This is a genomic window from Stenotrophomonas sp. 05L44_2, from assembly GCF_056665995.1.
In genome coordinates this window covers 1-12,408 of the sequence record NZ_JBFTNR010000019.1, presented here as the reverse complement: position 1 = coordinate 12,408, position 12,408 = coordinate 1, and the positions used below count along the sequence as shown (strand labels likewise).

The 12,408-nt window shown below is 67.9% G+C and carries 9 protein-coding genes; 6 read left to right on the top strand and 3 right to left on the bottom strand.

The window, feature by feature from the left end; genetic code table 11:
- The 3 genes from rnr to rlmB form a co-directional block, all read left to right on the top strand.
- A partial coding sequence (gene rnr, locus AC1VAN_RS01275; RefSeq protein ID WP_480985124.1) for a ribonuclease R occupies nucleotides 1–1,887 on the top strand: 1,887 nt, incomplete at its 5' end.
- A gap of 167 nt (nucleotides 1,888–2,054) precedes the next feature.
- On the top strand, nucleotides 2,055–2,540 hold the full coding sequence (locus AC1VAN_RS01270) for a GFA family protein (protein ID WP_025875409.1): 486 nt from the start codon (nucleotides 2,055–2,057) through the stop codon (nucleotides 2,538–2,540).
- A gap of 129 nt (nucleotides 2,541–2,669) precedes the next feature.
- On the top strand, nucleotides 2,670–3,413 hold the full coding sequence (gene rlmB, locus AC1VAN_RS01265) for a 23S rRNA (guanosine(2251)-2'-O)-methyltransferase RlmB (RefSeq protein ID WP_025875407.1): 744 nt from the start codon (nucleotides 2,670–2,672) through the stop codon (nucleotides 3,411–3,413).
- Between the two features lie 146 nt (nucleotides 3,414–3,559).
- On the opposite strand, the gene AC1VAN_RS01260 is transcribed toward rlmB, so the two are convergent.
- Genes AC1VAN_RS01260 through AC1VAN_RS01250 form a run of 3 tightly spaced genes read right to left on the bottom strand, consistent with a single transcriptional unit; the run spans nucleotide 3,560 to nucleotide 8,189 of the window.
- Nucleotides 3,560–4,999 (bottom strand): efflux transporter outer membrane subunit, encoded by a 1,440-nt coding sequence (locus AC1VAN_RS01260; RefSeq protein WP_480985123.1) that lies wholly within the window; start codon nucleotides 4,997–4,999, stop codon nucleotides 3,560–3,562.
- Nucleotides 4,996–6,954 carry a MacB family efflux pump subunit gene (locus tag AC1VAN_RS01255; protein WP_480985122.1) on the bottom strand — a complete coding sequence of 653 codons (1,959 nt, stop codon included), beginning with the start codon at nucleotides 6,952–6,954 and terminating at the stop codon, nucleotides 4,996–4,998. Before AC1VAN_RS01255 ends, AC1VAN_RS01260 begins: the two co-directional genes overlap by 4 nt.
- A complete protein-coding gene (locus tag AC1VAN_RS01250; RefSeq protein ID WP_025875401.1) occupies nucleotides 6,951–8,189 on the bottom strand; it encodes an efflux RND transporter periplasmic adaptor subunit in 1,239 nt (412 codons plus the stop codon). The genes AC1VAN_RS01255 and AC1VAN_RS01250 overlap by 4 nt, the downstream gene beginning before the upstream one ends.
- A gap of 205 nt (nucleotides 8,190–8,394) precedes the next feature.
- Between AC1VAN_RS01250 and AC1VAN_RS01245 the strand changes: the two genes are divergently transcribed.
- From AC1VAN_RS01245 to AC1VAN_RS01235, 3 genes are all read left to right on the top strand, one after another.
- Nucleotides 8,395–9,123: a response regulator gene (locus AC1VAN_RS01245; RefSeq protein WP_032975821.1), complete on the top strand. Its 729-nt coding sequence runs from the start codon at nucleotides 8,395–8,397 to the stop codon at nucleotides 9,121–9,123.
- A 6-nt stretch (nucleotides 9,124–9,129) separates the two neighbouring features.
- Nucleotides 9,130–10,521, top strand: a complete 1,392-nt coding sequence (locus AC1VAN_RS01240) for an ATP-binding protein (RefSeq protein ID WP_025875397.1) — start codon at nucleotides 9,130–9,132, stop codon at nucleotides 10,519–10,521.
- A gap of 213 nt (nucleotides 10,522–10,734) precedes the next feature.
- The coding region (locus tag AC1VAN_RS01235) for a ligand-binding sensor domain-containing protein (protein WP_480985121.1) at nucleotides 10,735–12,408 on the top strand (1,674 nt) is incomplete at its 3' end.

The window sequence follows — 12,408 nt, the reverse complement described above, 5'->3', positions numbered from 1 at the left end:
GTGATGCACGGCGACAAGGTGCTGGCACGTGTCACCGGCATTGACCACCGCGGCCGTCGCGAAGGCAGCATCGCCCGCGTGCTCGAGCGCGGCATGACGCGCCTGATCGGCCGCTTCAGCGTCGAGATGGGCATCAACTACGTGGTGCCCGATGACAAGCGCATCCAGCGCAACGTGCAGGTACCGCCGGACCAGACCGGCGGCGCGAACGATGGCCAGCTGGTCGTCTGCGAACTGACCCAGGCACCGGACAGCCGCCGTCCGCCGATCGGTCGCATCATCGCCGTGCTCGGCGACAAGCTGACTGCCTCGCTGGTGGTGGAAACCGCGATCCACGGCCACGAGCTGCCGTTCGAGTTCCCGCAGGAGGTGCTGGACGAAGCCGCCTCGGTACCGCTGGTGGTCGAGCCGGCGATGATCGGCGGCCGCGTCGACCTGCGCAGCACGCCGCTGGTGACCATCGATGGCGAGGACGCCAAGGACTTCGACGACGCGGTGTACTGCGAGCCGAACGCCGATGGCTTCCGCCTGGTGGTGGCCATTGCCGATGTCTCCAACTATGTCCGTCCCGGCACGCCGCTGGACGATGAAGCACAGAAGCGCGCCACCTCGGTGTACTTCCCGGGCTTCGTGGTGCCGATGCTGCCGGAAACGCTGTCCAACGGCATCTGCTCGCTGATGCCGAAGGTCGACCGCATGTGCTTCGTCTGCGACATGCAGATCGACCGCGAGGGCCAGGTGACCGGCTCGCGCTTCTACGAAGCGGTGATGAATTCGCATGCGCGCCTGACCTACACACAGGTGTGGCAGGCGGTGGGCGAGGACGATGCCGGTGCGAAGGCCTTCATCGGCGACCTGCTGCCGCAGGTGCAGCGCCTGCACCAGCTGTACAAGGTGCTGTCCAAGGCGCGCAGCAAGCGTGGCGCGATCGAGTTTGAAAGCAGTGAAGTCCGCTTCGTACTCGACAACCGCGGTGAAGTCACCCAGGCCGGCATGCTGGTGCGCAACGATGCGCACAAGCTGATCGAGGAATGCATGATCGCGGCCAACGTGGAGGCGGCCAAGTACCTGCTGTCGCGCCATGTGCCGGCGCCTTACCGCGTGCACGAGAAGCCGCCGGAGACCAAGTACGCCGATCTGCTGGAATTCCTCAAGGAGTTCAAGCTGAGCCTGCCGCCGTGGTCGAAGGTGCGCCCGGGTGATTACACCAAGCTGCTGAAGAAGATCCGCGACCGTCCCGACGCCACGCTGCTGGAATCGGTGCTGCTGCGCAGCCAGAGCCTGGCCGTGTACAGCCCCGACAACAACGGCCACTTCGGCCTGGCGCTGGAAGCGTATGCGCACTTCACCTCGCCGATCCGTCGTTACCCGGATCTGCTGGTGCACCGGGCGATCAAGCATGCGCTGTCGGGCAAGCCGCTGGACAAGTTCACCTACACCGCCCGCGAGATGGCAGCACTGGCACTGCAGTGTTCCGAGCGTGAGCGTCGCGCCGATGAGGCCGAACGCGAAGTGGATGAGCGTTACCGCGCGGCATGGATGGAAAAACACGTCGGTGGCCAGTTCGACGGCGTGATCAGCGGCGTGACCAGCTTCGGCCTGTTCGTGGAGTTGGCCGACTCGAAGGTGCAGGGCCTGGTGCACGTGACCCAGTTGCCGCAGGACTATTACAAGTTCGACGCGACCCGCAAGACACTGACCGGCGAGCGTCGCGGCAGCAGTTACCGGCTGGGTGACCAGGTGCGCATCCTGGTGCTGAAGGCCAGCATGGAAGAACGCAAGATCGACTTCCGCCTGGTCGAGCACAAGGGCGAGGAAGAGGAAGCAGGCCCGGCCCCGCTGCCCGAGCGCGGCAAGCCAGCCAAGCGCGCGAAGAAGAAGTACTGAAAGGTGTGCCGACCAACGGTCGGCACCTGCCACGCCGGCGCCGACCATCCCGGTAGGCGCCGGTCCCGGGCGGCACGTCCCCATCGGTAGGTGTCGACCTTGCTCGACACGCTCCCCATCGGTAGGTGTCGACCTTGGTCGACACGATGTTCCGGAGGAAAGCAGCAATGCAGGGCCAACCCGAATACAGCGGCGGCTGCCAGTGCGGCGCGATCCGCTTCCAGGCGCGGGGCGAGCTCACCGACAGCTCGATCTGCCACTGCCGGATGTGCCAGAAGGCCTTCGGCGCCTACTACGCGCCGCTGGTGTCGGTGCGCGGTGTGCAGTTCAGCTGGACCCGTGGCCAACCGCGCTATTTCCAGTCGTCCAACGTAGTGCGGCGCGGCTTCTGCGCCGACTGCGGCACGCCGTTGACCTATGAGGCCCCCGATGGCGTGGCGGTGGCCGCCGGTGCGTTCGACCAGCCTGAACGACTGCCGCCAACCCTTCAGTACGGCGTCGAGCGCAAGCTGCCCTTCGTCGATGGGCTGGGCCGGCTGCCGGCACGCCGTACGGAACAGGACATGGCCGCGCTGGAATTCCTGGCCACGGTCGTTTCCCACCAGCATCCCGACCACGACACCCCGCACTGGCCGCCGCGCACGCGCGGGTAGCGCCGGGCCTTGCCCGGCGGGGGCGACGGACAACGGTCGCCGGGCATGGCCCGGCGCTACCGGCCAGCCGCCGCAGCGCCGCGTCCGCCGATGCTCTACCATAGCCACCCCCTTTCCGGTCCTGCCCGCATGAGCAAGAACAGCCAGTGGATCGTCGGCGTCAACGCCGTCGCCTCCTCCATCGAGAACGACGCCGAGAACGTCCGCGAAGTGCTGGTCGAGGCCGGTGCGAAGAACCCGCGCCTGGTCGAAATCGAGGAAAACGCCCGCCGCAAGGGCATCGACGTGCGCAAGGTCAACAGCCAGGCGCTGGACGGCGTGGGCGGTTCGGTGCGCCACCAGGGCGTGGCCGCACGCTATGCCGCCGCCCGCACCTACAACGAGAACGAGCTGGAAGGGCTGGTCACGGCTGCGGAAGGCAAGGCCCTGCTGCTGGTGCTGGACGAGGTGCAGGACCCGCACAATCTCGGCGCCTGCCTGCGCTCGGCCGCCGCTGCCGGCGCCACCGCCGTGATCATTCCCAAGGACAAGTCGGCCACGGTCAATGCCACCGTGCGCAAGACCTCGGCCGGCGCTGCCGACCTTATTCCGGTGGTGGCGGTGACCAACCTGTCGCGCTGCCTGAAGGACCTGCAGAAGCAGGGCGTGTGGATCTACGGCCTGGCCGGTGAGGCGACTGCGTCGCTGTACCAGCTGGACCTGAAGGGCAACATCGCCCTGGTGCTGGGCGGCGAAGCCGACGGCCTGCGCCGCCTGACCCGCGAAAACTGCGATGGCTTGGTCAAGATTCCGATGCCGGGCGAGATCGAGAGCCTGAACGTCTCGGTTGCTGCCGGCGTCAGCCTGTTCGAGGCCGTGCGCCAGCGCGGTTGATCGACAGCTGCGGAGACCTGATCGGGGTCAGATCCCTTTCCCACGGGAAAGGGATCTGACCCTTTTTTCTGATCCGCCGTGTCGACCAAGGGCGACACCTACCGGGCAGGCGGTAGTCGCCAACCTTGGTTGGCGCTCCGGACGCCTTACCCCGCACTCCCTCCCAGTGCCTTGAACAGCGTCACGTCGTTGTTCAACTGGCTCTGCCGCACCCGTGCCAGTGACAGTTCCGCGTCGCGCCGGGTCTGCTGCGCTTCCAGCCAGGTGCGCAGATCGGTGGCGCCCACGCGATAGCGCACTTCCTGCGCACGTTCCACTTCCACCGCTTCATCGTAGGACGCCTGCGACGCGGTTACCTGGCGCAGCAGCTGCTYGCGTGCGGACAAGGCGTTGTCCACCTCCGACAGCGCGGTGTACAGCGTCTTGCGGAAGTTGGTGGCGGCGATCTGGTAGTTGGTGCCGGCCACGTCCGTATCCAGCTGCGCGCGCTGCAGGTTGAGGAAGGGCAGCGACAGCCCAGCTCCCAGCGTCGCCACCGGATTGCGCAGCACATCGCCCAGCGAGGTGGCGCTGGAACCCAGGCTGCCGGTAAGACTCAGTGCCGGGTAGTACTGGGTGGCGGTCACCCGGATCGTCTTCAGGCTGTTGCGCAGCCGCAGTTCGGCCGCGCGCAGGTCGGGCCGGCGGCCGAGCAGGTCGGCGGGCAGGCCTTCGGCAATGCTCGGGCTCTGCGCCTCCAGCAGGTTCTGCGGTTCGTCCTGCTGCGGCCACGGCGTGCCATCCAGCAGCACGGTCAGCGCGTTGCGCACCTCCACCCGCTGTTGTTCCAGCGCACTCTGCGCCGAACGCTGCGACTGCAGGTTCTGCAGGGCCTGGCGYACTTCCAGSCGCGAMACCGCACCGGCATCGAAGCGSGCCTGKACCAGYTCGYGSGTGCGCTGCAGSCGYTCRAGGTTGGCYTGGCCGGYGGCGATGGACTGGTTGAGGTAGGCCAGTGCCCAGTACTGGTTGATGACATCGCCGATCACCAGCAGGGCGGTGTTCTGCCGGTCTTCTTCGCTGGCGTCGGCCTCCCAGCGGGCGATGTCGCGCTGGCTGCGCAGGCGGCCCCACAGATCGATTTCCCACCCCAGCGACACGCCGGTGGAATAGCTGCGGCGCCAGTCGTCGGCCTGGTCGGTGGCGCGGCTGCCGCTGCCGCTCACGCCGGACGACGAAGGCTGCGGCCACAGCGCGTTGCTGGCCAGCCCGGCCTGCAGGCGTGCACGCTGCACCGCCAGCCCGGCCGCACCGAGGTCGCTGTTGGCGGCAAGCGCCTGCGCGACGAGGCGGTCGAGGCGCTCATCGCCGAAGCCGGTCCACCAGTTGTCCTGGCGGATGTCGCGGGCCGGCGTATCCAGGCCACTGCGTGGGTCGTCGGCCGGTGCGTTGAGGGTCGCATCGCCACGACCATAGGTGGCGGCAACGCTGGGGTCTTCGACCGGATAGCGGCCCACGGAAGCGCAGGCGGAGAGTGCAAGCAGCACGGCGCCGGACAGCAGCAGGCGCGAGGGAGCGGGGAAGGGCAGTCGGGTCATCATCTTCATTCGCGGGCCAGGGCCTCCACCGGGTCGAGCTGGGCGGCACTGCGTGCCGGCAGGAAGCCGAACGCCACGCCGATCAGGGTCGAGCAGGCGAAGGCGGCAATGATGGAAGCGGTGGAGAACAGCACCTGGAAATCACTGGCGAACCGGCCGATCAACACGCCCATCAGCAGTGCCAGGCCGATGCCAAGCAATCCGCCGAGCAGGCATACCAGCACCGCTTCGATCAGGAACTGCTGGCGGATGTCGCTCTGCCGCGCCCCCACCGCCATGCGCACGCCGATCTCGCGGGTGCGCTCGGTCACCGAGACCAGCATGATGTTCATCACGCCGATGCCACCGACCAGCAGCGCGATGGCGGCAATGGCGCCGATCAGCAGGGTCATCGTGCGCGTGGTCTGTTCGATGGTGTCGCGGATCTCGGCGCTGTTGCTGAGGAAGAAGTCCTCGGTGCCGTGGCGCATGGTCAGCAGCCGGGTGATCGCTTCCTGTGCCGCATCCATCGGCGTTTCATCGTTCACCCGCACGGTGATGCTGGAAACGTGGCTCTGCCCGAGCATGCGCGACATCACCGTGGTGTAGGGCACGAACACGCTCAGGCTGGTGCTGCCGCCGAAACCGAAGCTCTGCTTCTTGGCCACGCCGACCACCCGCACCGGCACGTTGCCGAGCAGGATCACCTGGCCGATCGGATCGCTGTCGGGGAAGAACTGGGTCCGGGTGTTCTCATCGATCACCGCCACCTGGCCCAGCCCCTTCACCGCGTCGGTGTCGAAGAAGCTGCCGCTGAGCAGGCTCACGCCCTTCACCCGGAAGTACTGCTCGCCGACGCCGCTGATCTGCGCGGTGGCCGACTGGTTGCGGTAGCGCGCGGTGACCGAACTGGACACGCTGGGGGTGGCGCTGTCGACGTAGCTCTGCCGTGACAGGGCATCGGCATCGCTGGCCTTGAGGGTCTGCACCCGCGCCGAACGCATGTCGCCGAAGCCGCGACCGGGGTAGACGTCGATGGTGTTGGTGCCCAGCGCGCTGATGTTCTGCAGGATCTGCTGCTGCGAACCGTTGCCCAGTGCCACCACCGAGACCACCGAAGCGATGCCGATGATGATGCCGAGCATGGTCAGGAAGGTGCGCAGGCGATGGGCGTTCATCGCCAGCAGGGCCATCCGGAACGCTTCGGTGAAGCGGTCGCGGGCGGCCTGCCAGCTGCTGCCATGGGCCACGCCAGCGCTCGGCTCGCGTTGCGCACGGTAGCTGGGCGCGGCCGGATTGGCACGGTCGGCGATGATCTCGCCGTCGCGGATCTCGATGATGCGCTGTGCGTGCTCGGCCACGCTCATRTCGTGSGTGACGATGATGATGGTGTGGCCTTCGGCATGCAGTTCACCGAGGATGGCCATCACCTCTTCGCCGGATTTCGTGTCCAGGGCGCCGGTCGGTTCGTCGGCCAGGATCACCTCGCCACCGTTCATCAACGCGCGCGCGATCGACACGCGCTGCTGCTGGCCACCGGACAGCTGCCCGGGTTTGTGGTGCATGCGGTCGGCCAGGCCCAGCCGTTRCAGCAGCTGCTCGGCACGCGCGGTGCGCACCGGGCCGGGGCTGCCGGCATACACCGCCGGTACGGCCACATTGCCGCGTGCGTCGAGATCACCCAGCAGGTGGTAGCGCTGGAAGATGAAACCGAAGTGCTCGCGGCGCAGCTCGGCCAGCTCGTCGGGCGCCATTTTCCCGGTCTCGCGGCCCGCCACCTGGTAGCTGCCACGGGTCGGGCGGTCCAGGCAGCCSARGATGTTCATCAASGTGGACTTGCCCGASCCGGATTGGCCGACGATCGCCACCATCTCCCCGGCATGGATGTCCAGGTTGACGTCGCGCAGCACGGCGATGACATCTTCACCGGCCGGGAATTCGCGTCGAAGGTCGCGCAGGCGCAGCAGTGGCGCCGTCATGCTCATCGGCGCCCCATGCCCGGGCCGCCGACCCGCATCTGCATGCCGCCACGGTTGCCGCCGCCAGCGGCTGCCGCAGCGCCGCCTTCGCCGACCACCACGCGCTCGCCTTCCTTCAGGCCGGACAGGACCTCGACGTTGGCGCCGTTGTTGATGCCGACCTTGATCTTGCGCGGCTGCGGCTGGCCCTTGTCGTCGACCACCCGCACGATGCGCTCGCCATCGCGCGACTTCGGTCCCAGTGCAACGGCCGGCACCATCAGCACGCCCTTGGCCTGCTTGAGCAGCACCGATACCTGTGCGGTCATGTCGATGCGCAGGGTGCCATCGGGGTTTTCGACGTCGAACAACGCGTTGTAGTAGACCGCGCTGCTGGAGCTGGAACTGGACGAGCTGCTGGAACTGGACGAGCTTTCGTTGGCGATCGACGCCGGTGCCGGATTGATCTGCCGCAGCGTGGCGTGGTACTTGCGGTCCGGGTCACCCAGCGTGGTGAAGTACACCGGCATGCCGGCCTTGATCTTGACCACGTCGGCCTCGGACACCTCGGCATTGACGGTCACCACGTCCAGCCGTGCCAGCATCACGATGGTCGGCGCGGTCTGGTTGGCGTTCACCGTGCGGCCTTCCTCGGCCACTACCGCCACCACGGTGCCGTCCATCGGCGCGACGATGCGGGTATAGGCCAGGTTGGCACGGGCAGTGCCCAGTTCGGTTTCGCGGCCCTTGATCTGCGCCTCGTAGGACTGCAGCTGCGCACGCGCGGTCTTCAGCTGGGCCTCGGCGGCGTCGTATTCCTGGCGCGAAGTGGCTTCGGCAGCCAGCATCTGCTGCTGGCGTGCGAACTCCAGTTCGGCCTGGCGCAGGGTGGCCTGCTGCACTGCGCGCTGCGCGGTCACCTGGTCCAGCGAGGCCTGCGCGTTGAGCACCTGGTTCTGCTGGGTGGTGGCGTCGATCTCGGCGATCAGGTCGCCTTCCTTCACCGTATCGCCCAGCTGCACCTTCAGCGATTTGATCTGGCCGGAGGCCTGCGCGCCGACGCTGACCAGCTTGTAGGCGTCGATCACGCCGGTAGCTTCCACCGTCTGCTCGATGTCGCCGCGGCTGACCGGGGTGGTCGCCAGCGCCGGTGCGGCAGGCTTGCGCAGCAGCCACCAGGCGGATACAGCGGCGATCAGGACAATCAGGGCGATCAACATCAGGCGACCCTTGCGGGTCGCGGGCAACAGGCGGGAGATCACGTGGCGGCTTCACTCTGGGGGCCGCAGCGGCGGCGTTGGTGGGCATTGTGAAGATCGAGCGACGCTGTGCTCAATCCTCGGGGTGTGTCTCTATGTAACACTGTCTGCGAGACTGCGTATCGGCAGGTATCCCGCACTGCAGGGGATACAGTGGTACGCATTGGCCTGGATGCGGTTCAGCTGCCGACACGGGATGATTCGCGACATGGAGACTGATAACCCGATGCACCGTTTGCTGATCGTCGATGACGACAACGATATCCGCACCCTGCTGGCCGAGCAGCTCGGCCGTGCTGGCTACCAGGTCAGCACCGCCGCCGATGGCACCAGCATGCGCCAGCTGCTGGAACGCGAACACGTGGACCTGATCGTGCTCGACCTCAACCTGCCGCGCGAGGATGGCCTGACCCTGTGTCGCGACCTTCGCGCGCGCTCGAACACGCCGGTGATCATGCTCACCGCGCGCGCCGAGCCGATCGACCGCGTACTCGGCCTGGAAATGGGCGCCGACGACTACCTGGCCAAGCCGTTCGAGCCGCGTGAACTGCTGGCGCGCATCCGCAACGTGCTGCGCCGTACCGAAGCGCTGCCGGCCAACCTGGAACCGCTGGCGGTGCGCCGTGCGCGTTTCTCACGCTGGATCTTCGACCTGGAGCATCGCCACCTGGTCGATCCGGACGGGCGCGTGGTGGTGCTGTCCGGCGCCGAATTCCGCCTGCTGCGGGTGTTCATCGCCCATGCCAACAAGGTGCTCTCGCGCGAGCAGCTGGTGGCCCTCAGCAGCGGCCGCAACTACGAAGCGCAGGACCGGGCGATCGACCTGCAGGTCAGCCGGCTGCGCAACAAGCTGGCTGATGACGGTGGCCCCGATGGCCTGATCAAGACCGTGCGCAACGAAGGCTATGTGCTGGCCTCGGCCGTCAACCTGGAATAAGCCGCGATGAAGCGCCTGCGCCACTTCCTGTCCTCGATGGTCGGACGGCTGTTCGTGATCCTGCTGCTGGGCATGAGCGTGGCCGCGATCGGCGCGACCATGCTGGCCAGTTCCAAGCGGCAGCAGGAATTCGAGCGGCAGAACCTGAACCGCATCGCCGACCGCCTGCAGGGCTACATCAACCTGCTCGACGGCAACCCGGAGCTGCGCGAGCGGCTGCTGGAGATCGGTGGCCCCAGCGTGCGGGCACTGCAGCCCGGCGCGCGCATCGGGCGGGCCGACAAGGCGCTGATGGAAGTACTGGAAGACCGCCCGGGCCCGGTGTCGCGGGCGCATGTGCACTTCGCCTCGTTCCGTTCGTGCATTCCCAAGCTGCAGGACCTGCTGCCGCCACCGCCGCCGGGCCACCGCAAGCCGCCACACGAACGCGATCCCACCTTCATCCCGCCCAAGTGCCGGGCGGTGGACGTGGTGCTCAACGACGGCACGTTGCTGAAGCTCGCCCTGGATTCGCCGGCGATCGCGCACAACGGCATCCTTGCCGTGGACCCGCTGTTCCTGACCCTGCTGGTACTGGCCATTGCCGTGCTGGCCTACGTGGTTGCACGCATGGCCAGTGCGCCGCTGCAGGAGCTGGCGGCCGCCGCCGAGGACCTGGGCGATGACCTGCAGCGGGCACCTTTACCGCTGCGCGGGCCGCGTGAGGTGCAGCGCGCCGCCGAAGCCTTCAATGCCATGCAGCATCGGCTGCAGCGCCACCTGGCCGAACGTACGCAGATGCTGGCGGCGATCACCCACGACCTGCAGACGCCGCTGACCCGGCTGCGCCTGCGCCTGGAAAACGTGACCGACGAGACGCTGCGCGAGCGCCTGATCGGCGACCTGGCTGCGATGCAGGCACTGGTACGCGAGGGGCTGGAACTGGCCCGGAGTGCGGAGAGTGCCGAACAGCGCGCCGCGCTGGACCTGGATTCGCTGCTGGAGAGCATCGTCGAGGACACTGCCGAGGACGGCGCCGACGTCGTCTTTGAAGGCCGCAGCGGCGCGGTGCTGATGCTGCGCCCGCTGGCGATGCATCGCTTGTTCTCCAACCTGGTGGACAACGCGGTGATGTATGCGCAACGCGCCCGGGTACGTGTCGAGCGCGGCGAGGGCACGATCACGGTGGTCATCGCCGATGATGGCCCCGGGCTGGCCGATGACCAGCTGGAAGCGGTGTTCGACCCGTTCGTGCGCGTGGAGACATCCCGTTCGCGCGAGACCGGCGGTGCCGGCCTGGGCCTGACCATCGCCCGCGCGCTGGCCGAGAAGGACGGGGGCCGACTGTGGTTGCGCAACCGCCCCGAAGGTGGGCTGGAAGCGGTGGTGCAGTGGTCGACCAGCGCCGAGGCGCGGTAGCGGCATTGATCCCGGACCCGGCCCGGTTGCGCCGGGCTGCCCGGGCGCGGTGACGCCGGTGACAGGGTTTGCCCTATCATCTGCGTACTTCCCCATTCTTCGTCCGATGAGCCTGCCTGTTCCTGCCGGCATGCCGCCCTGCGCGGTGCGGCTGTCCCTGTTCGCGTCTGCTGCCGCCACCGGCATCCGCAGCTGGCCGCCGCCGCTGCGCTGATGGGCGGGCAGGGGGCGGGCAGGCGCCGGGCGGGGCGCCACGCGGAGAACATCGGTCGCCTGCTGCGGGTGGGTGTGCTGTGGCTGTTGCTGGCGATTGCCACGCCACTGGCCGCGCAGAGTGGCGCGCCGCCGTTGCGCGACTACGCCATCGACGTGTGGACCTCGCGCAATGGTCTGCCGCACAACTCGCTGCGCGACATCGCGCAGACCCCGGAAGGCCACCTGTGGTTCGCCACCTGGGAAGGCCTGGTGCGCTACAACGGCCTGGATTTCACCGTGTTCGACCGCAGCACCCGGCCGGGGCTGCGCGACAACGGCATCGGCGCGCTGCTGGTCGACCCGCAGGGCGGTCTGTGGATCAGCGATTCGCGCGGCAATGTCAGCCACCGCGGCAGCGACGGCCAGTGGCGGGTCTGGGAACATCAACCGGATACGCCGCAGGTGCTGATCCAGTCCATGCAGATGGACAGCCAAGGGCGCCTGTGGCTGTTGTACGAGGGCAAGGGCATTGGCTATCTGACCCCGGACAAGGGCATCGTCTACCAGCGCCCGCCGCCGGACCTGCCGTTGGCGATGAGTTTCACCAAGATGGCGGTCGACGCGCAGGRCCGAGTCTGGATCGGCACYCTTGACGGMCTGGTGCTGCGCGACAMCGACGGCGTACTGCAGCGCGCGCCGGCGGCGTGGGGCGTGGACAAGGGCCTGTCGTGGCCCTATCGCGCGCCCGATGGGGCGCTGTGGATCGTCGCGGGCGAGCGCCTGTACCGGGTGGAGGATGATCGTCTGGTGCTGGTGCACCGGCTGYCCGGCCAGCTGCACTTGACCGCCATGCTGCAGGACCGCCATGGCGACCTGTGGCTGGGCACCGAGAACCAGGGCCTGCTACGCATCTCGGCGCATGGCCTGGAGCGCCTGCCGGCGGGCCTGAACCTGCCCGGCGGGCGCGTGGTCAGCCTGCGTGAAGACGCCGAGGGCAGCATCTGGGTGGGTGCCAATGGCGGCCTGTACCGCCTGCGCGAAACCCTGTTCAGCAGTTACACCGAACGCGATGGCCTCAGCGGCGACTACGTGCGCACGGTGCTCGAAGACCGGGACCGCCACCTGTGGGTGGGCAGCGCCAGCGGCCTGGACCTGCAGACCGCCGACGGTCGATTCCGCGCGATACCGCTGCACAACCGCGGTGGCAAGGCGCCTTCGGTGCTGAGCCTGGCGCAGGATGCCGGCGGCGATCTGTGGGTGGGCACCTTCGGCGACGGCATCTACCGCTTGCACGCCGATGGACGGCTTCGCCACAACTACGCGGCGGCCGATGGCCTGCCTGGCGGCAACATCCGTGCGATCAGCATCGCGCCTGACGGCGTGGTCTGGGCGGGGACGCAGAAGGGCGTGGTCCGCATCGAGGGTGACCAGGTAACCGTGCCCACCGTTCCTGGCATGCCGGGAGGCCTGACCACCGCGCTGGAACACGATCACCAGGGAAATCTGTGGATCGGCACCATTGAAGGCGTCCGCGTGCTGCGCGGTGACCAGGTGCAGTCGATCGACCTGGCGCCGCTGGGCGGTGGCCGCAGCGTGTTCGGCTTCCACCAGATCGGCGATGCGATGTGGATCAGCAGTGACCGTGGGCTGTACCGCTGGCAGGCGGGGACGCTGGCACGGGTGGGCCTGGAG

Coding starts and splice junctions, on each gene's coding strand:
- AC1VAN_RS01270 (WP_025875409.1), top strand. CDS start 2,055: ATGCAGGGCCAACCCGAATACAGCGGCGGCTGCCAGTGCGGCGCGATC.
- rlmB (WP_025875407.1), top strand. CDS start 2,670: ATGAGCAAGAACAGCCAGTGGATCGTCGGCGTCAACGCCGTCGCCTCC.
- AC1VAN_RS01245 (WP_032975821.1), top strand. CDS start 8,395: ATGGAGACTGATAACCCGATGCACCGTTTGCTGATCGTCGATGACGAC.
- AC1VAN_RS01240 (WP_025875397.1), top strand. CDS start 9,130: ATGAAGCGCCTGCGCCACTTCCTGTCCTCGATGGTCGGACGGCTGTTC.